Origin of the sequence: Citrobacter sp. Cpo090 (assembly GCF_030332665.1) — a bacterium.
Taxonomy (GTDB): domain Bacteria; phylum Pseudomonadota; class Gammaproteobacteria; order Enterobacterales; family Enterobacteriaceae; genus Citrobacter; species Citrobacter portucalensis.
This window is the reverse complement of the sequence record NZ_JAOWHK010000025.1, coordinates 406,610-426,638: the sequence shown is the minus strand read 5'-3', so window position 1 is coordinate 426,638 and position 20,029 is coordinate 406,610. Positions and strand designations below refer to the sequence as shown.

22 protein-coding genes are annotated in these 20,029 nt (G+C 51.5%); 9 read left to right on the top strand and 13 right to left on the bottom strand.

Translation table 11 applies throughout. The annotated features are described in order from the left end of the window. A complete protein-coding gene (locus OGY83_RS04625; protein ID WP_003020198.1) occupies nt 1-174 on the bottom strand; it encodes a GhoT/OrtT family toxin in 174 nt (57 codons plus the stop codon). Nucleotides 175-366: 192 nt separating this feature from the next. On the opposite strand from OGY83_RS04625, the gene yncL reads away from it, so the two are divergent. Then, entirely contained in the window at nt 367-462 is a 96-nt protein-coding gene (gene yncL, locus OGY83_RS04620; protein WP_071524268.1) for a stress response membrane protein YncL, read from the top strand. Between the two features lie 119 nt (nt 463-581). Here the strand turns inward: yncL and OGY83_RS04615 are convergent, their stop codons facing one another. Beyond that, a complete protein-coding gene (locus tag OGY83_RS04615) occupies nt 582-1,361 on the bottom strand; it encodes an AraC family transcriptional regulator (RefSeq protein ID WP_286635359.1) in 780 nt (259 codons plus the stop codon). Nucleotides 1,362-1,462: 101 nt separating this feature from the next. Here OGY83_RS04615 and OGY83_RS04610 point away from each other — a divergent pair, with 101 nt between their 5' ends. Together OGY83_RS04610 and OGY83_RS25260 are read left to right on the top strand one after the other, a co-directional pair. After that, nucleotides 1,463-2,485: an MFS transporter gene (locus OGY83_RS04610; RefSeq protein ID WP_286635358.1), complete on the top strand. Its 1,023-nt coding sequence runs from the start codon at nt 1,463-1,465 to the stop codon at nt 2,483-2,485. Next, nucleotides 2,421-2,636, top strand: a complete 216-nt coding sequence (locus OGY83_RS25260; RefSeq protein ID WP_286635357.1) for a hypothetical protein — start codon at nt 2,421-2,423, stop codon at nt 2,634-2,636. Before OGY83_RS04610 ends, OGY83_RS25260 begins: the two co-directional genes overlap by 65 nt. A 194-nt stretch (nt 2,637-2,830) precedes the next feature. Here OGY83_RS25260 and patD read toward each other — a convergent pair whose 3' ends face one another. From patD to OGY83_RS04570, 7 genes are all read right to left on the bottom strand, one after another. Further along, a complete protein-coding gene (patD, locus tag OGY83_RS04600; RefSeq protein ID WP_286635356.1) occupies nt 2,831-4,258 on the bottom strand; it encodes an aminobutyraldehyde dehydrogenase in 1,428 nt (475 codons plus the stop codon). A gap of 21 nt (nt 4,259-4,279) precedes the next feature. Next, nucleotides 4,280-5,086: an ABC transporter permease gene (locus OGY83_RS04595; RefSeq protein WP_003020204.1), complete on the bottom strand. Its 807-nt coding sequence runs from the start codon at nt 5,084-5,086 to the stop codon at nt 4,280-4,282. After that, nucleotides 5,076-6,020 carry an ABC transporter permease gene (locus OGY83_RS04590; RefSeq protein ID WP_079937304.1) on the bottom strand — a complete coding sequence of 315 codons (945 nt, stop codon included), beginning with the start codon at nt 6,018-6,020 and terminating at the stop codon, nt 5,076-5,078. Before OGY83_RS04590 ends, OGY83_RS04595 begins: the two co-directional genes overlap by 11 nt. Continuing rightward, the gene (locus tag OGY83_RS04585; RefSeq protein ID WP_079937305.1) at nt 6,021-7,037 is read right to left on the bottom strand and encodes an ABC transporter ATP-binding protein; all 1,017 of its coding nucleotides are present in this window, start codon (nt 7,035-7,037) and stop codon (nt 6,021-6,023) included. Between the two features lie 16 nt (nt 7,038-7,053). Beyond that, nucleotides 7,054-8,199 (bottom strand): putative ABC transporter substrate-binding protein YdcS, encoded by a 1,146-nt coding sequence (ydcS, locus tag OGY83_RS04580; RefSeq protein WP_286635355.1) that lies wholly within the window; start codon nt 8,197-8,199, stop codon nt 7,054-7,056. 327 nt (nt 8,200-8,526) lie between these two features. Further along, complete coding sequence (locus tag OGY83_RS04575; RefSeq protein ID WP_149280979.1) at nt 8,527-9,936, bottom strand: aminotransferase-like domain-containing protein; 1,410 nt, start codon at nt 9,934-9,936, stop codon at nt 8,527-8,529. Between the two features lie 92 nt (nt 9,937-10,028). Beyond that, entirely contained in the window at nt 10,029-10,385 is a 357-nt protein-coding gene (locus tag OGY83_RS04570) for a type II toxin-antitoxin system HicB family antitoxin (protein ID WP_079937308.1), read from the bottom strand. A 389-nt stretch (nt 10,386-10,774) separates the two neighbouring features. On the opposite strand from OGY83_RS04570, the gene OGY83_RS04565 reads away from it, so the two are divergent. Continuing rightward, the gene (locus tag OGY83_RS04565) at nt 10,775-10,990 is read left to right on the top strand and encodes a hypothetical protein (RefSeq protein WP_286635354.1); all 216 of its coding nucleotides are present in this window, start codon (nt 10,775-10,777) and stop codon (nt 10,988-10,990) included. A gap of 4 nt (nt 10,991-10,994) precedes the next feature. On the opposite strand, the gene OGY83_RS04560 is transcribed toward OGY83_RS04565, so the two are convergent. Further along, nucleotides 10,995-11,645: an Ssp6 family T6SS pore-forming effector gene (locus OGY83_RS04560; RefSeq protein ID WP_286635352.1), complete on the bottom strand. Its 651-nt coding sequence runs from the start codon at nt 11,643-11,645 to the stop codon at nt 10,995-10,997. A 542-nt stretch (nt 11,646-12,187) separates the two neighbouring features. Between OGY83_RS04560 and OGY83_RS04555 the strand changes: the two genes are divergently transcribed. The 4 genes from OGY83_RS04555 (at nt 12,188) to OGY83_RS04540 (ending at nt 15,146) form a co-directional block, all read left to right on the top strand. After that, a complete protein-coding gene (locus OGY83_RS04555; RefSeq protein ID WP_286635351.1) occupies nt 12,188-13,591 on the top strand; it encodes a cytochrome ubiquinol oxidase subunit I in 1,404 nt (467 codons plus the stop codon). Beyond that, on the top strand, nt 13,591-14,601 hold the full coding sequence (cydB, locus tag OGY83_RS04550; RefSeq protein ID WP_123267236.1) for a cytochrome d ubiquinol oxidase subunit II: 1,011 nt from the start codon (nt 13,591-13,593) through the stop codon (nt 14,599-14,601). The genes OGY83_RS04555 and cydB overlap by 1 nt, the downstream gene beginning before the upstream one ends. Continuing rightward, nucleotides 14,601-14,726 carry a DUF2474 domain-containing protein gene (locus OGY83_RS04545; protein ID WP_003020230.1) on the top strand — a complete coding sequence of 42 codons (126 nt, stop codon included), beginning with the start codon at nt 14,601-14,603 and terminating at the stop codon, nt 14,724-14,726. Before cydB ends, OGY83_RS04545 begins: the two co-directional genes overlap by 1 nt. A gap of 189 nt (nt 14,727-14,915) precedes the next feature. Next, nucleotides 14,916-15,146 (top strand): DUF2554 family protein, encoded by a 231-nt coding sequence (locus OGY83_RS04540; RefSeq protein ID WP_123267237.1) that lies wholly within the window; start codon nt 14,916-14,918, stop codon nt 15,144-15,146. Nucleotides 15,147-15,149: 3 nt separating this feature from the next. Here the strand turns inward: OGY83_RS04540 and rlhA are convergent, their stop codons facing one another. Together rlhA and OGY83_RS04530 are read right to left on the bottom strand one after the other, a co-directional pair. Next, complete coding sequence (gene rlhA / locus OGY83_RS04535) at nt 15,150-17,111, bottom strand: 23S rRNA 5-hydroxycytidine C2501 synthase (RefSeq protein ID WP_194210890.1); 1,962 nt, start codon at nt 17,109-17,111, stop codon at nt 15,150-15,152. Nucleotides 17,112-17,190: 79 nt separating this feature from the next. After that, the gene (locus OGY83_RS04530; RefSeq protein WP_191235329.1) at nt 17,191-17,727 is read right to left on the bottom strand and encodes a helix-turn-helix domain-containing protein; all 537 of its coding nucleotides are present in this window, start codon (nt 17,725-17,727) and stop codon (nt 17,191-17,193) included. Nucleotides 17,728-17,831: 104 nt separating this feature from the next. Between OGY83_RS04530 and OGY83_RS04525 the strand changes: the two genes are divergently transcribed. Continuing rightward, on the top strand, nt 17,832-18,998 hold the full coding sequence (locus OGY83_RS04525) for a benzoate/H(+) symporter BenE family transporter (protein ID WP_286635350.1): 1,167 nt from the start codon (nt 17,832-17,834) through the stop codon (nt 18,996-18,998). Here the strand turns inward: OGY83_RS04525 and OGY83_RS04520 are convergent. Further along, a complete protein-coding gene (locus tag OGY83_RS04520; RefSeq protein WP_191214520.1) occupies nt 18,981-19,850 on the bottom strand; it encodes an AraC family transcriptional regulator in 870 nt (289 codons plus the stop codon). The genes OGY83_RS04525 and OGY83_RS04520 overlap by 18 nt on opposite strands. Between the last annotated feature and the right edge of the window lie 179 nt (nt 19,851-20,029).

Here is a 20,029-nt window from a genome sequence, read left to right as displayed (position 1 = left end):
TCAGAAAAGAGAAAACATCAGCGCAACGGGAAAACTCATCGGCCAGGTCGCCCCAACTAATACCGCGCTAAGAAAGCGGATCCGCTTTTTATCGCGGGAAAGAAACCAGGTGATGATTGCCGTGATGACGGCCATCACCGCATAAAAAACCAACATTTTTTGGTATAGGGACATTTAAGGCATCCTGGCCGGAAGGGAAAATCGCGCGCAATATGCTCTTTTTCATGACTCACATCAAGTTTTATTAATTAATTTAAGAAAAGCGGCCGTAAAACACCTCATTTTCATTATGTTCAGAATTCGTACTATTGCGGATAGTTATAAGCCGTACTATACCCATAAGGGTTAAAACGAAAGGTGGCAAAAATGAATGTTTCCAGTAAAACTGTGGTGCTGATAAATATATTTGCTGCTGTAGGACTTTTCAGTCTGATATCCGCAAGGTTCGGCTGGTTTGCTTGATGTAACTCTTCTCGATTAATTGCAGCGTCCGCTGGCAGAGAGGATCATCTCTCTGCCATCAGTAAACGATCTTCCCACTCTGCCATCACCGGGTAAATTATCCTTAATATGTAATACCCCTAATCCTTCTGCGGCATTATATTGCCCGAATAACGGCCTGGTGTTGTGCCGGTATGTTTATGGAAGAAAGCAATAAAAGCACTGTCGCTGACAAACTCCAGATATTGCGCGACCTGGCTGATATGGCATCCGTCAGCCAACATCTCCATGGCTTTTAACAGCCTGAATTGCTGCCGCCAGTCCTGATAATTCATCCCGGTATCCCTGATAAATATTCGGCTGATCGTCCTCTCGCATGCTCCAACCTGTCGGGACAATTGATTCAGTCGTGGTGGCAATTCACCCATGCGTAAGCCCTTGAGCCACACGTTAAGCCGCGGATCTGAGGGATACTGCAATGTCCAGTTTTCACTGCGGGCGGCACGGATTTCCTCGCAAAAAACGGTAATGAGGCTGGACTGCTGTGCGGCAGGCATTTCCCATGGCCAGAAGGCCATACGTTCAATCACTTCAAAAAAAAGTGGATTAACTTCAACTATCTGCAGCGGTAACTCAGATAACGGCAATGTGGTTGAAAAGTACAAAGAGCGATAAGCCATGACACCACGCATTATGGCGCGATGTACCGTGCCTGCCGGGATCCAAACCGCACGACGTGGCGGTAGCAGGCACAGGGCCTGCTCCAGTTCAATCGTAATGCTTCCCGCTGCCGAAAAAAGTAGCTGATGACGAAGATGACTGTGCCGCCCGGAATCATGTACACCCATATCGGCAGCAATACCGATTACCGGTTTATCAAAGCTATCCGCATCAAAAGCATCATCGGGGGCAATTTTCATTATCTGTCCGATATTTGATATTTAAAGTCCTGACAATGGTAATGCGACATATCCTTTTCAGCAATAATGCCCACCTGTTTTATGCCTCTCTGGATATTGCTATGAACACACTTCGTCGCCCACCCCTGTGGTTTCTTACGCTACTGATTATGTTTCCACAACTGGTGGAAACCATTTACAGCCCAGCATTGCCGGGTATCGCTACCTCTTTTCACGTAAGCAGTGAGCGCGCGGCTCAAACGCTCTCCGTTTATTTTGTTGCTTTCGCCGTCGGCGTAGCGATGTGGGGTTGGCTGAGCGACTGCATCGGACGACGTTGGGCGATGCTGGCAGGACTTATCTGCTATGGAACAGGTTGCGCAGCAGCTGTTGTTGCCACCGACTTCAGCGTTTTGCTGCTGGCGCGGATGATCTCCGCCATCGGTGCGGCTGCTGGGTCGGTCGTGGTACAGACCATGCTAAGGGACTGTTATGAATCAACTGCGCTATCCCGCGTCTTTTCCGTAATGGGTGCTGCGCTGGCATTGAGTCCGGTTTTTGGCCTGCTAAGCGGCGGTTGGCTGGTAAGCCTGTATGGTCATACCGGTGTCTTTGTTGCCCTTGTGCTGTTGGCGTTGCTACTGCTAATACTAACAGCGACCATGCTGCCAGAAACCCGGCCCGAACATACGCTCAGCCCGAAACTTGCCGGATTGTTCTCCCGCATGATGCGGGACAATGAGTTGCGGAAAAATGCCATGCTGGTTGCCCTACTGAACACCATGCTGTTTAGCTATTACAGCCTGGCGCCGTTTCTTTTTGGGCAATTAGAATGGAGCTCCAGAGCCTTTGGCTGGACGGGCTTGCTACTTGCGTTTGCTTCTCTGTCGGGTAGTCTGCTGAACCGAAGACTGTTAACGACAGGTCTGACGCCGGAGCGACTGGTACGTTATGCCTGTGTGCTGGCAGCGTTGTCAGGTCTCGTCGCGTGGTGTTTACAGCACTCCGCGTGGATCCTGATCCCGGTGTTCGGCGTGGTGTTTACAGCACTCCGCGTGGATCCTGATCCCGGTGTTCGGCGTGGTGATTGCCTATGGTATCGCCATTCCCAATGTGCTGAGTCAGGCGCTGCGTCACTACCGTGAACAGGCCGGGGCCGCCGGTGCATTGTTCGGATTAAGCTATTACCTGTTACTGGGAATGATGCTGGGTTTAGCAGGCATGGTGCAGCAATTGGGGCTGGTTCTGAGCGTCTGTGCCCTACTCGCTTGGCTTTGCAGCCTGGGCCGCAGATAAACCCGATGGCGCTCCTGAAAGCACAAAGCCCCGGCGATATGCTGGGGCTTTATTTTATCAATTAGCCTGACCTCGCGGATATTTCCAACTTACCGCCGTCCGATGGCGACGAGGCCAGTGGCGCGAAATAGTATAGACACACGCTTGCCAATATTTAGCTATCCGTGCCCCATTTACCGCTCGCGCTTAAGATATTACTCGTGCTTGATCATGACATGGCGAATAACCGTGTAATCCTCCAGCCCATAAACCGACATATCCTTACCATAGCCGGACTGTTTTTGCCCACCGTGCGGCATCTCGCTAACCAGCGTGAAATGGGTGTTGACCCAGGTGCAACCATATTGCAGGCGAGCGCTAAAGCGATGCGCGCGCCCAACATCCCGGGTCCAGACGGAGGATGCCAGACCGTATTTCGAATCGTTGGCCCATGCCAGCACCTGATCTTCATCATCAAATACGGTCACGCTGACCACCGGACCAAAAACTTCCCGCTGTACGATGGCATCTTCCTGCTTCGCCCCAGCGAGCAGCGTCGGGGCAAAATAGTAGCCTGAACCATCCACTTTTTTACCGCCGGTGATGACCTTAATATGGCCCAGCGCTTTAGCCTCATCGACCGCTTTAGTCACGCGATCGAGATGTGCCTGCGAGCTCACTGGTCCCAGCTCGGTCGATTCATCATTCGGCGGACCGATTTTCAGGCTGGCAACCGCAGCGCCAAGTTTTTCGACCAATGCATCATAAATGCCTTTCTGAGCATAAATTCGGCAAGCGGCGGTACAGTCTTGCCCGGCGTTGTAATAACCAAAGGTCCGCACGCCGCTCACTACTGCATCCAGATCGGCATCATCAAAAATGATCACCGGAGCTTTTCCGCCCAGTTCCATATGCGTACGCTTAATTGACGGCGCGGTGTGCTGAATAATGTGTTCTCCGGTTGCAATGGAGCCGGTCAGCGAAACCATACGCACTTTTTCATGGCCGGTCAGCGGATCCCCTACCGTTTTACCACGACCAAACAGCACGTTGACAACGCCTGCCGGATAAATGTCTTTGGCAAATTCGGCCAATTTAAGCGCCGTCAGCGGGGTAATTTCTGACGGTTTAATCACCACGCAGTTTCCCGCCGCCAACGCTGGAGCCAGCTTCCACGCCGCCATCATCAACGGATAGTTCCACGGTGCAATAGAGGCCACCACGCCCAGTGGATCACGGCGAATCATCGAGGTATGCCCTTCCAGATATTCACCGGCCGCCTGTCCTTGCAGCGTACGCGCCGCGCCGGCGAAGAAGCGGAAAACATCGACAATAGCGGGAATTTCATCGTTGAGGACGCAGTGCAGCGGTTTACCGCAGTTGAGTGATTCCAGCTCAGCGAAGGTTTGCGCGTTATCAGCAATAGCGTCCGCCAGTTTCAGCAGCAGTTCAGAGCGGACTTTCGGCGTGGTTTGCCCCCAGGAGGCAAACGCGGTGTCTGCCGCACGTACCGCGGCATCAACCTGCATGGCTGAGGCCTCGGCAATTTCCAGAATGAGTTCACCAGTGGCAGGGTTATAGACTGGCTGCTTTTCACCTTCACCGTTGACCAGCTCGCCATTAATCAGTAATTGATGTTGCATAGCAATTTCCCATATCGTCGTTTATTTACCGTTTCCGGCGAGAGTGTCGCCTTCACGCGTTAGCCACCAGGCCCCTAAAATTGGCAGTGTTGTCACCAGCATTACCAGCAATGCCACAACGTTGGTGACCGGCACATCCCGTGGACGGCCCAATTGATTGAGCAGCCACAGAGGAAGTGTTCTTTCATGTCCAGCGGTGAACGTTGTCACGATGATTTCATCAAACGACAAGGCAAACGCCAGCATCCCTCCCGCCAGCAGTGCCGATGCCAGGTTTGGCAGCACGACATAACGAAAGGTTTGCCAGCCATTGGCGCCAAGATCCATAGACGCTTCGACCAGACTCCATGAGGTACGGCGAAAACGCGCCACAACGTTGTTAAACACCACCACCACGCAAAACGTCGCATGGCCCACTACGATTGTGAGAAAACCCGGTTCCAGGTTGATGGTTTTAAACGCCGTCAACAGCGCAAGTCCGGTAATAATGCCCGGCAGCGCGATCGGCAACAGTAGCAACAGCGATATTGCACTTTTGCCAAAAAAGTCCCTACGCCACAGCGCGGCCGCGGCCAGCGTCCCCAGAACAAGGGCAATAGCCGTCGACAACGCAGCAATTTTAAGTGACAACGTCACAGATTCCAGGATATCGCTACGCTGCGCCGCAACGCTAAACCACTTCAGCGTTAATCCCTGGGGTGGAAAACTAAAAGCAGCCTCCTCAGTATTAAAAGCATAGGTGGCGATGATGAGGATGGGAAAGTGCAGGAAAATAACCCCGCCCCATGCCGCCAGTTTGAGTAGCCAGGGTGCGCGTTCAGAGTGCATCGAAAGCTCCCAGACGCTTCACGAACGCCAGATACAGTGCGATTAACACAATCGGCACCAGAGTGAATGCCGCCGCCATCGGCATATTGCCGATCGCCCCTTGTTGCGAATACACCATGTTGCCGATGAAATAGCCCGGCGGCCCCACCAGTTGCGGCACAATAAAATCACCCAACGTCAGAGAGAAGGTAAAGATCGAACCCGCTGCGATACCGGGTATCGCCAATGGAAGCACCACATAGCGGAAGGTTTGACGCGGACGCGCGCCCAAATCAGCAGAAGCCTGTAATAGCGACGGCGGAAGTCTCTCCAGCGCGGCCTGTACCGGCAGGATCATAAACGGCAGCCAGATGTAGACGAACACCAGGAAACGCCCTAACCCTGAAGTCGACAGCGTATTGCCGCCTACCGCAGGCAGCGTCAGGAACGAAAGCAGCAGCGGCTCCAGCCCGAGGTGGGTTAAAAACCACTGCGCCACGCCGTCTTTAGCCAACAGCAGCGTCCATGCATAGGCTTTAACGATGTAGCTGGCCCACATTGGCAACATGACGGCAATGTAAAAAAAGGCTTTCATTTTGCCGCTGGTATAGCGCGCCATATACCATGCCATCGGAAACGCCAGAATCGCGCTGGCGATGGTGACAGCTACCGCCATCGTCAGGGTGCGCAAAATGATGTCGTAGTTAGCGGGATTAAACAGCGCCTGCAAATTCGCCAACGTCAGCTCTGGTGTGACCGACATGGTGAAATCGTCGAAGGTATAAAAACCTTGCCATAACAGCGTCAGTAATGAGCCGAAGTAGACGATGCCAAACCACATCAGCGGTCCGAGGAGCAGCAAAAACAGCCCCAGCGCCGGATTACGCCAGAAGTAACCTGAGATCCGGTTCAGACTTGTCGACTGTGGAGGCGAATGTAAGACGTTCATAGCCATTCACCTCTCCTCAACCAGCGGTACCATCACGTCGCGTGACCAGGATGCCATCACCTGCTGACCCGGCGACAACGTTGACGGCAGCATATCTCCCGTCAGGTTCGCCTGGCTAACCAGCAATTTTTCCCCTCCGGCGAGTTTTAGTTCAAACCGCGTCGCCGCCCCCTGATACTGCACCGCCTGGATAACACCCCTGGCCTGAACTTCTCCTCCGGTATCATTCAAGCGAATGTGTTCCGGACGCAGGGAGAACATCCCCTGTAGCCCGCAAACGTTCGCCGACATCGTCGCATCGAAGACATTTGACGTCCCGACGAAACTTGCCACAAACGGCGTACGTGGGCGCATATACAGTTCACGCGGAGAATCCACCTGTTCGATGCGACCATTATTAAACACCGCCACACGATCGGACATCGACAGGGCTTCACCCTGATCGTGGGTAACAAAAATGAAGGTGATGCCAAGAGATTGCTGTAATTTTTTCAGCTCCAGCTGCATCTGCTCACGCAGTTTGAGATCCAATGCCCCGAGTGGTTCATCCAACAGCAGAACGCGCGGTTCATTGACCAGCGCCCGGGCAATCGCCACACGCTGCCGCTGACCACCGGAAAGCTGCGATGGTTTACGTTCATAAACAAAACCGAGCGCGACCTTATCCAGCGCCTCACGTGCTTTCGCGTGGCGCTGTTTTTTATCAATGCCTTTGACCATCAGCCCATAGGCGACGTTGTCGAGAATCGACATATGTGGGAATAACGCGTAATCCTGAAATACCGTATTGACGTCCCGTTCCCAGGGCGGCAATTCACTGGCCTGTTTGCCAAATATGGTGATTGCGCCACCTGACAGTTGCTCAAACCCGGCAATCAGGCGCAGACAGGTGGTTTTGCCGGAGCCGGATGGCCCCAGCATAGAGAAAAACTCACCGTCGTTAATCGCAATACTCACCCCATCTACTGCACGAACATCCCCATACAAACGCGAGACGTTATGAAACTCCACTGCGTACGTCATAAAACCCCCAGCGGAATTAACGACCGCCCATAATGGCGATGTAATCCTGCGTCCAGCGACTGTAAGGAACGAATTTTCCACCTTCGGCAATCGGCGTTTTCCAGAAGGCAATTTTGTCGAAATAGCTATAGCCGTTGGTTTCACAGCCTTTTTCACCTAACAGAGGGCTGGCTTTACAACCTTCAGGCACCACGGGCAGAGAACCAAACCAGGCCGCTACATCGCCCTGTACTTTCGGGGTTAATGACCAGTTCATCCATTTGTAAGCACAAACCGGGTGCTTCGCTTCACTGTGCAGCATGGTGGTATCAGCCCATCCGGTAACCCCTTCTTTTGGGAAGACCGTGGCAATTGGCTGACCTTCGCCTTTCAAGGCGTTAGCCTGATAAGGCCAGGCGCTTGACGCCACCACGCCTTCGTTTTTGAAGTCGCTCATTTGCACGGTGGTATCGTGCCAATAGCGATGGATCAGCGCGTGCTGGTCGCTCAGGACTTTGATCACCGCCTGATACTGCTTTTCAGTGAGCTGATAGGGATCGGTAATACCCAACTGCGGCTGAGTGGCTTTAACGAATAACGCGGCATCGGCAATATAGATCGGGCCATCGTAGGCCTGAACGCGCCCTTTATTGCTTTTCCCGTCCTCAAGTTTTTGCTCAACAAACAGCACGTTCCAGCTATCCGGCGGCGTTGGGAAAATTTTGGTGTTATACATCAGCAGGTTTGGTCCCCACTGGTACGGCGTGCCGTAAACTTTTCCGCCAACGTTAAACCATTCGCCTTTTACCACCCGCGGATCGATGGTTTTCCAGTTAGGGATCAGCGCGGTATTAATCGGCTGAACGCGTTTTCCCATAATCAGGCGCAGTGAGGCATCACCAGAAGCGGTAACCAGGTCGTAGCCGCCTTTTGCCATCAGACTGACCATTTCATCAGATGTGGCTGCCGTTTTTACATTAACCGCGCAGCCGGTATCTTTCTCAAACTGCGAGACCCAGTCATATTGTTTATCGGTTTGTCCACGTTCGATATAACCCGGCCAGGCAATAATATCCAGGCGGCCTTCCGGTTTATCTAATGATGTGGGGGGTTCGGCTGCCTGCGCAGTCATCAGCGTCATACTGAGTGCGCACAGGCTACTGAGGGCAAACTGCTTGCTCATAACGTCTTACTCCTGTCTAAAAAATATTGAGCGGCAGCCTTGCCGTAAATATATGTCCTTTTCTAAAAATAGTCGGGGTGTTGTAAGCGTTCCTGCTGGCGCAAGGAAATTTAATCAGGTTGTGAGCTAACGCTCATTACGTTACAGACTCTGACCTGGGGGTAATCTTCTGGAGTATAGACAAGGAGTTAGACGCAGAGGTGGCAATAGTATTAACTATTGATATTTTGTATGGCCGCACCCGTTCTAAATAATAACGTGGTTCAGCATTCACTATTTCGAAAATAAGAACACGCTATTCATTTATATTGAATAGCGCGTTCTGGTTTATTTCATCATTTCACGAATTAATTTGCCAAGCTGTTTTACAGCCTGCTCTTCGCGATCTCCCCAGTGCCATGCAGTATTAAAACGAAAAAAACGTGTCCAGCTTCCCGAGGTCGAGAACATTTTCCCCGGTGCAATACTGATGTGATGTGCCAGCGCATGGGTACTGAGCACACCGGCATCAAGCGGTTCCGGCAGCTCCAGCCACAGAAAATAACCGCTGTCGTTGTGGTGAATTTTGACTTCCGCCGGAAGATGACGCAGCAACGTTTGCCAGGCCTGTTGTTTACGTTCCGCCAGTTGCCGACGCAAGCGGCGCAGATGCGCGTCATAACGCCGGGTTGAAAGATAATCAACCAGTGCAAGCTGCATGGGGGAACTGGTAGATAGGGTGCTCATTAGCTGGAGTCGCTGAATACGCCGGGCATGTTTCCCAGCTGCCACCCAGCCAATACGAAATCCTGGCACCAGACACTTCGAGAAAGATGAACAATGCAGAACACTGTCGGCGCGATCCCAGGCTTTGGCAGGCAGCGGTTTTTCGCGGCCAAAGTACAGCTCGCTGTAAACATCATCTTCAATCAGCATTACGTGGTATTTTTCCAGCAAGGCAACCAGACGCGCCTTTTTCTCTGCGCTGAGCGTAAAACCCAGCGGATTTTGGCTGTTGGTCATTAGCCAGCAGGCTTTTACCGGATACTCCTGCAACGCCTGCTCCAACGCAGCAAGATCGATCCCCTCGTTAACGTCGGTGGCCACCGACAGCGCCTTCAGACGTAATCGTTCCAGGGCCTGCAACGCCCCGTAAAAACAGGGGTTTTCGACAATCACCCAGTCACCCGGTTCAGTGACCGCTTGCAGGCTCAGGTTAAGGGCTTCAAGCGCTCCGGTGGTGATGACGATTTCGTCAGGTGAAATGGTCATCCCCTGTTGAGCATAGCGACGGGCAATGGCATGACGCAACTCAGCATTTCCCGGCGGCAGGTTTTCGATCACGCTCATGGCAGTAGCAGTTTTACTCACCTGCGCCAACGAGCGGTTCAACTGTTGAAGTGGAAACAGACGCGGATCGGGGAATGCGGAGGCAAAGGGCATCACTGACGCATCCCGACTGGCCTGCAACATATCAAAAATATAGGTATTGATATCCACCGCTTCATCGCGCATGACCTGCACCTGCGGCGCTGCCAGTTCACGTTCGGGACGCGCGGCGACATAGTAACCTGACTGTGGCCGGGCAATAATCCGCCCCTGACTTTCCAGCAGCTGGTATGCGTGTCCGACGGTCATAAAGCTCATGCCGCTGCTGACCACCTGCTCACGTAAGGATGGCAAGCGATCGCCTGGCTGCCATACGCCAGACGCAATTTGATCGCGAATTTGCTCTGCCAGTCGCTGGTACTTTTTCATTTTTTGTCCTGATTACCGGTGTCGGTGACAACCACTGTGTATATCAGTTTACATAATCAGGATATTTTATATAACTGTTATAGTTAACAGTTTTACAACATCGTTAATGACAATTCTTTGCCTAAGGCGCGGGCAGCTATCTGCACAGCATCAATTTTTGTCGCGTGCTGTAAATCGAATAAGCGAGTGATTTCCTGCTTAGGCCTGCCGATCCTGTTTGCCAGTTCCTGCTGGGTAATATTCGATTCAAGGAAGGCATTTAACAACAGAACTTTAGACGCAACGCTCAGTGGTATTTCCACATAGTCAGCTTCAGTACCTACTGCAGAAGGTAAAGGAATCGGTTCGTTATCGTCGAAATAGAATTCAAAAGCGGTAACCAATGCACCCTGCGCAGCTTGCAAAGCCTCATGGCGGGTTTCTCCCTGAGTTAATATAACAGGAACCAGCTTCCAGACTTCATATCAGCCAGGCACAGAACACTCAACCCACGTTCACGACGCGTTGCAGCATCACGGATGCCTGCGTCATTTGACACCATAGTGGAGTTTTTGCTTTCTATAACGTGACCTGCTTTCGCTTTTGTGGTTTTCGCAGTAACAGGAATAAAGCAACTGCAATTTCTGCAAATCCCACAGGGAGTATTTAACGACACACCGAAAGTGAGAGGTTGCCGATGGAGTTTGCGGAAAAATATCCACAGATAATCAGCGAGTTACAGCATGACAATTCAATTAATTAGGCTAAATGAATTTGTTGCATCTAATTATTTACTCATTAGTTTCGATTCAGTACACTGCCAGATAAAAATATCTGGCAACCGATAAGAGATTAGTAAATGAAACAAGTATTATCTTTCTTAATCTGGGTTGGGATCGCTTTAGCAGCATTTTTAGCAATAGCATCAACATTATCAAATGTAATACTAATGTTTAGTGCTTATCCTGATTCTTTCGGGGACAAATATGCTTATATGTTTATATTTGGACGTTGGACATTTACGGCAGCAATGATTCTTATTTGCTGGTTGCTTTATCGCTTAACAAAAATTTGATGAGCTACATCCCCTTAAAAAAATACTCTACCGCTTGTTTGAACAAAGCAGGATTTTCTTTTGATAATCTGGTTGCTTTCTCAAATGGCTCAACCCGCTCCTGAATAGCAAAATAGAGAAGATCTAAATCTCCCAAGTCCTTAAGCTTCCGGTAAACTTCATAGTTTGATATTTTTAGGTATCTCGAAGCATGTATAGCACTTGATACTCCACCACCAATCATTAACAATGTGCTGACAGACATACTAAAAGCAATAGACACGGTGATCCGTGAAGAGATTAAGGCTCCAATTTTTAAACCAGAAAGTTCACCGAAAGTATAACTACCCAATGTAGAAGCTACAGTGTCTTTTGCTACATTTGTTACGATATCAAATAAATTAACGTGCTGCATGAAATCATCAATGAATACATTGACCGCTTTTTCCACAATGTTAATATTTTTCGTTGATGTTGCCCGCTTCACTAGTCCCGCAATCCTCATATTATCATCCATGTTTTGCCGTCTGTCATCGGTATGGATAAAATCGGATGCGAGAGAATACAAGTCTACAGGAAAGTGAATCAAGCCTTTAATGTATGCAACCAGCATCCCTTCATTTTCTAAATTCAGAGCTGAGAGCATTTCCTTTGCCAAATTTTTTGCGTATCCCATCCCTTAAGGTCCATATGGTATTATTTTAAACACAATCATAGCGATCATTTTATGTACACTCCATAATTAGACAGCTCGGGACTGTTCATTTTAAGAATAACGCTCACCAGGGATAAAAATTCCAGGCAGATACCGGGCAGTTCCGTTGTTGGTCGCAGATCGCTATTTTCATTTCAGTCTGATTGATACGATAACCGGATGTCACCCGAAACTCAGTAATGCCATTCCCCCTCTTTCCCTCACTACACCGCCATGAGAGCTCAACCGTATGAATAGCTAGCTGGCGGTAATGCAAGGACAACGCTGCACGCAGGACTGCTGGGTCATAAATCGGCCAAAATGACCGAGAAATATCACGATGAACGGAATGATGGTTGGGTGATTCTGGCGACTTAATTTTAGCCATTATTGGGGAGGAGTTTTGGGGAAGGCCCATAACAGTCGGGTAACTGTTATGGGAAAAAAGACTGGTTCTGTTTCTGCAACCCAGATGTGGCGCGGCTTAGAATTGCGCTAAATCAATTTTGCCTGCGGAGTTAAGCATGTTCGGTCTTGACGCGTTTCACCTGGCAAGGATCCAGTTCGCGTTTACGGTATCCTTTCACATCATCTTTCCGGCTATTACTATCGGGCTCGCCAGTTATCTGGCTGTGCTTGAAGGGCTATGGCTAAAAACGAAAAATCCCACCTGGCGGTCGCTATACCATTTCTGGTCGAAAATATTCGCCGTTAACTTTGGGATGGGCGTGGTTTCCGGGCTGGTGATGGCTTATCAGTTCGGTACCAACTGGAGTGGTTTTTCCGAGTTCGCCGGGAGTATCACTGGGCCGTTACTGACCTATGAAGTGTTAACCGCTTTCTTCCTCGAAGCAGGTTTCCTTGGGGTGATGTTGTTTGGCTGGAACCGGGTTGGTCCAGGACTTCATTTCTTTGCCACCTGCATGGTCGCGCTGGGTACCATTATTTCAACCTTCTGGATCCTCGCCTCCAACAGCTGGATGCAGACACCGCAAGGCTATGAAATAGTTAACGGCCAGGTCGTTCCCGTCGACTGGTTCGCCGTTATTTTCAATCCTTCATTCCCCTATCGTCTGCTGCATATGTCGGTCGCCGCCTTCCTGAGCAGTGCTCTGTTTGTCGCGGCGTCGGGCGCATGGCATTTACTGCGTGGGAATAACACCCCGGCTATTCGCGCAATGTTTTCGATGGCGCTGTGGATGACATTAATCGTCGCTCCGCTGCAGGCCTTGATTGGCGATATGCACGGTTTGAATACCCTGAAGCATCAGCCAGCAAAAATTGCCGCGATTGAAGGACACTGGGAAAATCCCCCTGGTGAACCGACTCCGCTGCTGCTGTTCGGCTGGCCGGATATGGAGCAGGAACGCACCCGCTATGGGCTGGAAATCCCGGCGCTGGGCAGTCTGATCCTGACCCATAGTCTGGACAAACAGGTCCCGGCTCTAAAAGAGTTTCCTAAAGAAGACAGGCCTAACTCAACTATGGTGTTTTGGTCGTTTCGCATAATGGCCGGGCTAGGCATGCTGATGATTCTGCTGGGCGCGTTTGCCCTGTGGCTGCGCTATAAGCAGCGTTTATTTACCTCGCGCCCTTTCCTGCGCTTTGCCTTGTGGATGGGTCCTTCCGGTCTGATTGCCATCCTTGCCGGTTGGGTGACCACTGAAGTTGGCCGTCAACCGTGGGTTGTTTACGGTCTGCAACGTACGGCGGATGCGGTTTCCGCACATGGCGATTTACATATGAGCATCAGCCTGCTGTCTTTCTTTGTGGTGTACGGCTCAGTGTTTGGAGTGGGTTACAGCTACATGATCCGCCTGATCCGTAAAGGACCACAGGAAGATGACCCGACCATTCCGCCAACCGGCACGCCTGCACGGCCGCTTTCTGCTGCCGTCCTCGATTCTCAACCGGAGGCACACCGCTAATGGGTATCGATTTATCAGTTATCTGGTTTGTAATTATCGTGTTCGCCACGCTGATGTATATCGTGATGGACGGCTTTGATCTTGGGATCGGTATCTTATTCCCGGCGATTCAGGACTCTGATGACCGCGATGTAATGGTCAACAGCGTCGCCCCGGTATGGGACGGCAATGAAACCTGGCTGGTGTTGGGCGGAGCGGGATTATTTGGCGCGTTCCCCCTGGCCTATGCGGTGATTGTCGATGCGCTGACGATCCCGTTAACTCTGATGCTGATCGGCCTGATTTTTCGCGGCGTCGCGTTCGAGTTTCGTTTCAAAGCCACACCGGCGCATCGCCCCTTCTGGGATAAAGCCTTTCTCGGCGGTTCAATCCTCGCGACATTCACGCAAGGTGTCGTGGTGGGTGCCGTACTCAACGGATTTTCCGTTACCGGACGCAGCTACAGCGGCGGTCCTTTCGACTGGTTGACACCGTTCACGCTGTTCTGTGGCGTTGGTCTGGTCGTGGCTTACGCCCTGCTGGGGGCGACATGGCTGGTGATGAAAAGCGAAAATCCATTGCAGGATAAAATGCGTCGTGTGGCCAAAAAACTGCTGCTGGCAATGTTGGTAGTGATTGCCATTATCAGCCTGTGGACGCCGCTGGCACACAGTGCAATCGCCGAGCGTTGGTTTAGCCTGCCGAATCTGTGGTTCCTGATGCCGGTTCCACTGCTGGTTGCGCTTATCAGCATCTGGCTGTGGCGCTCACTGGGCCAGCAAAACAGCCATACGCTGCCTTTTGTATTGACGCTGGGGCTGATTTTTCTCGGGTTTAGCGGGCTGGGGATCAGTATCTGGCCACACATCATTCCACCGTCTATTACGCTCTGGCAGGCGGCGGCTCCGGCACAAAGTCAGGGCTTTATGTTGGTCGGCGCACTGCTGATTATCCCGATAATCCTGGTGTACACCTTCTGGAGCTACTACGTTTTCCGCGGGAAAGTTCAACATGGTGAGGGGTATCATTGATGCAACAAACAATCTGGAAACGCCTGATGTGGCTGGTGATCCTCTGGGGCGGCAGCGTGCTGGCCCTCGCCGCTGTTGGCATGTTCTTTCGTCTCCTGATGACGGCCGCAGGATTTAAGTCCTGATTCCCTGCTTGCTAACAACCGGGCAGCACTGCATTGCTCGGTTGTGACAAACCCTAACGTTAGCTAAACAAAAATGTAAAAAACATCGAAATGGCAAAACAGAGATTGTCATTTTCCCGATTAAAATATTGAATAGTCACCAGGCGAAATTATCGCCAATTCCGCAGCTAACGTACCAGAGGGTGCATGATGTTTAAGAAAGGGTTAACGGTGTTATTGCTGGCCTGCGCGCTTTTTTCCGGTCAACTTTTCGCTACTAATCAGGGACATGAATATCTTCAGGTGCAGGATGCCGATCACTTATTACGACACACGGCCGACAGCGATGAGCTGCGAGTGACGGCGGAAGAATCCGCCGCCGATCTTCGTGAACACCATCACTGGCAAAAATCACGCAAACCCGATACACATCTGAGCTAACGATTACCCTTTGCGCTTCGGCAGAGTCTTCATCAGTTCTTCCGGACTGACCGAAGCCACTACGCTGCCCGGCAACGGCATCTTCAGAATGTGATGTTTCATCTTGCCGATTACGTGCATTTCGCACGGTCGGCAATCAAATTTCAGCGTCAGAACTTCATCACCGTTAACCAGTTGCATCGGTGTCGCTTTCCAGCTCTTGATGTTCCCTTTCGCCTGTTTCGGACACAGGTTAAAGGCGAAACGCAGGCAATGTTTGGTGATCATCACCGGCACTTCGCCCTTTTCTTCATGCGCTTCATAGGCTGCATCAATCAACTGAACGCCATAACGATGATAAAACTCACGCGCTTTTTGGTTGTAGACGTTAGCCAGGAAACTCAAGTGCGTTTGCGGATAAACCGGCGCTGGCTGAGATACCGGTTTGCGGCTACCGCGCTGATAGCTTTGCAGGCGCGCTGCATCCAGCATATCAACGGCTTCACGCCGTAACTGATTCAGTTGACCGTTTGGCACGAACAGCGCGCCCGGCAGATTCACCTGAATATTGCGGGCGTAGTACACTGTCTGCCCAAGTTTTGCCAGTCCGTCCTGTAGGTTACTCAACGCTTTTTCCGCATTGTTCGCTTCCTCAAACTGACCGTCCAACGTATGGGTGATACTCACGCCCTCTTCACTGGTGAGCGTCAGAATCAACTGCTCCTGCCAGCCACCGAGCTCAATATCGACCGCAACACGGCGTTCGCTGGAAGTTTTGGTCAATGCCTGCTGCCAGTTATGATCGAGGTTGCGATTCAGCGGATGATGCGGACGCACTTTGTGCAGATCGGCAGGCATTTCATTCGGCCATACCCGATAACGATTGTTCCCCGTTTTTTCCACGGTGTTGGCGCGGAATCCAACAACCTCACGTTTGATTAACACGTTCAGGCCATCCCCGTTTGCCAGCGGTTCGGTCACCTCAACATCGAGATGATCTTTCGCCACCTTCAGGACTTCGCCAACCGGCAAGCCGATAAACTTTGGTGAGTCGAATGCGCCAATATCCCCTTTACGGGCATTCACAAAATAATCGGTGCTGCCGCGATGGAAGGTTTTCTCTGTGGATGGGGTAAAGAAATGTTCGGTACGTCCCGCTGATGAACGGGCCAGATCGCCGCGCTCTTCAATAATGGTGTCGAGCATCTGGCGATAATGGGCGGTAATATTCTTTACATAACTCATGTCTTTGTAGCGCCCTTCAATTTTGAAGGAACGCACACCTGCATCAATCAACGCACCGAGGTTGGCGGTCTGATCGTTATCTTTCATCGACAGCAGATGTTTTTCATAGGATACCACGCGCCCCTGATCGTCTTTCAGGGTATACGGCAGACGGCAAGCCTGGGAACAGTCGCCGCGGTTTGCGCTGCGTCCGGTTTGCGCATGTGAAATATAACACTGGCCTGAATAGGCAACGCACAGCGCACCATGAATGAAAAACTCAATGGTCGCATCGGTAGCCTGATGGATAGCGTTAATCTGCTCAAGGCTCAGTTCGCGCGCCAGCACAATCTGGGTGAATCCCACATCGGATAGGAACTTAGCCTTCTCAACGCTGCGAATATCGCACTGGGTGCTGGCATGCAGTTCAATCGGGGGAATATCCAGTTCCAGAATCCCCATATCCTGCACGATCAGGGCATCAACACCGGTCTGATACAGATCGGTAATTAATCGTTGTGCGGGCTCCAGCTCATCATCATGCAAGATCGTATTTAGCGTCACAAAGATTTTTGCCCCGTAACGATGGGCAAAAGGCACTAATTCGGCAATATCTTTCAGGCTATTACTGGCGTTATGACGCGCGCCAAAACCCGGTCCACCAATGTAAACGGCGTCTGCGCCGTGCAAAATGGCTTCGCGCGCAATGGCGGTATCCCGAGCCGGGCTTAACAATTCAAGGTGATGAGGCTGCTGGCGCATACAGTTGTTACCATCCACAAGCGGTAAAAATGGCAGTTATTGTAGTCACAAGCGCGGCGTTTCGAAATAGTTTTCCCGATTAACCACGTGGGTAATGGATCAGCGAGTGAAAATGAACCGTTTGGTCGCTACTGTTACGGTAGCTATGTGCCGTATCTCCGGCGAAACGGACACCCTCACCGGATTTAAGGGTGCGCCACTGGCCCTCAATAAACATATCCAGTTGCCCATTTATCACCACCACGTGCTCTATTACGCCGGTCTCATGCGGAGTTGATTCACTGAGCGCGCCGGGTGCCAACAATATCGAAAAATGATCGAAGCACAGTTGCGGATCCCACGGGAACAACGGCGTGACGACCATCGCCTGCTGCTGGGGATCGAATGTTGGCGCGCAGTCTGACTCCGGCGGTGAAATAAACGTTGAAAACGGGACGTTCAGTCCGGTGGCAATTTTCCACAATGTCGCCACCGTTGGACTGGATTCGTTGCGCTCAATCTGCCCCAGCATCGCTTTTGAAACGCCAGTTTCCTCCGCCAGACGCGAAAGGCTCCATTCACGCTGGTGGCGGAGCGTCTTGAGCGTTGTGGCCAGATAGTGGGTTAAGTTGTCCATTTTTCTCCTTCCTGCTCTCCCTTCTCAGGGTTACAGCTTAGCACTTGTACGCTATAACGCACAGTGTTACAGTAATCGACCGTTATAACGCACGCGGAGTTGCTATGCGCACATTTTCCATCCCCCTGCCTACCGTATTATCGGGTTTTGTGGCGGTCCTGGTCGGCTATGCCAGTTCGGCGGCCATTATCTGGCAAGCGGCGCTCGCCGCAGGTGCGACGACCGGACAAATTGCGGGCTGGATGACCGCACTTGGGCTAGCAATGGGGGTCAGTACGCTGGCGCTGACATTGTGGTATCGCGCCCCTGTGCTTACCGCATGGTCAACGCCCGGTGCCGCGCTGCTGGTGACGGGCCTGCACGGGGTATCTATTCAGGATGCCATCGGCGTTTTTATCGTGGCTAATGCGTTGATTGTGCTGTGCGGAGTAACCGGACTGTTTGCCCGCCTGATGAAAATCATTCCCCACTCGCTGGCATCAGCCATGCTGGCCGGGATCTTGCTGCGTTTTGGGTTGCAGGCATTTAATAGCCTGAACAGTGAGCTTATTTTGTGCGGTAGTATGCTGGTAGCATGGCTGGTGCTAAAAGTGATTGCCCCAAGATATGCCGTTATCGCAGCGATGCTGGTGGGTATTGCCATCGCTCTGGTTAAAGGTGACATTGTCACCGATGGTGTTAATCTGTCACCGGTTATGCCAGCGTTTATTGCCCCACACTTTTCATTAGCCCACAGTATCAGCATTGCGCTACCGCTGTTTCTGGTCACTATGGCTTCGCAAAATGCCCCCGGTATTGCAACTATGAAAGCATCGGGATATTCGTTACCCGTTTCACCCCTGATTGTTTTTACGGGTCTGCTGGCACTGCTATTTTCGCCGTTTGGCGTCTATTCCATCTGCATCGCCGCCATAACCGCCGCAATTTGTCAAAGCCCCGAAGCCCATCCTGATGTCAATCGACGCTGGCTCGCCGCTGCTGCCGCGGGTGTTTTCTATCTTCTGGCTGGAGTGTTTGGCGGTTCGGTCACAGGACTGATGGCAGCCCTGCCCGTAAGTTGGATCCAGATGCTGGCTGGTCTGGCATTGCTTGGCACGATTAGCGGTAGTTTATATCAAGCCTTACATAATGAAGCAGAACGCGATGCGGCCATTGTGACTTTTCTGGTTACGGCCAGTGGTCTGACGGTATTTGGCGTTGGCTCGGCATTCTGGGGGCTGGTCGTCGGCGGTATCTGCTACGCAGTGTTGACGTTATTTCGCCGCGCGTAGCTGCGTTGGCGTTTTACCCGTCACTTGTTTAAACCGGTTACTGAAATGACTCGCTGAACTGAATCCACAGGCCATTGCAATATCTGACAGGCTGCGTGATGAATAGCGGACCAGTTGCTGCGCCAGCGCCATACGGCGTTGCATAACGTACTGATGCGGCGCCATATTCATTGACTGGCGAAACATTCTGGCAAAGTGGAATTCGCTTAGCGCAGCCTCGCTTGCCAGATCGCTCAACGTTATGGGATATGCCAGATGCGCTTCAATATAGGCCAGCACGTTACGCAATGTGGCAGGCGCAAGCCCCCCGGTGACAACGGGAAGTCGCCATTGCACATTGCTGTAATGCTGGATCAGATGCGTTAACAGTAGTGAAGATGCCGCGCTAAGCGTGAGGTGATTAGCGGGTTGCTGCCAGTCGTTACCAAGCAAAAACTGACGGTAAACCGCCGTGATCCCCGGATCGCTGCCAAACGTGTGCTCGTCCAGCGTGAAGCTATAGGGGCTTTTGTCCCAGACTTTTTCACCCACTTCGCGCAGATGAGCGTCCGTACAATAGAGATGGACAAAGGAAAGATCGTCACGAATATCCCAACTGGACTCACTCTCTTTCGGCATCAGGCAAAAACGGTCCGGCCCGCCGCCATTCTTCCAGCCTCCCGCCGTTTTGTGGTAACTCTCGTAGCCATCTGCGATGTATAAACTGAGCGTATGATGATCGCAATACTGGGTGATGGTATCGCGCTTGTTCGACCAGGCCGCCAGTTGGATCCCTGAATGTAACGCAACCGATTCATGCAGCACGGCATTATGTTTGCGTAAGTTTTCAAAGGCATCGTAGGACTGAGGCATACCATCACATTCAAATAAGTTAGCAGGCGTTCAGTCTATAACAGCCACATATTGTTAACAGCTGCCTTTTCGCTTTTACGCTAAAAAAGCGCAAGATTTTGCAAGTCCGCCGCAAGCCCATGAAAGCCTCCAGCAGCCAGACATGACACAGTGTGAGCCTGACTACAAAAAGAGAGAGT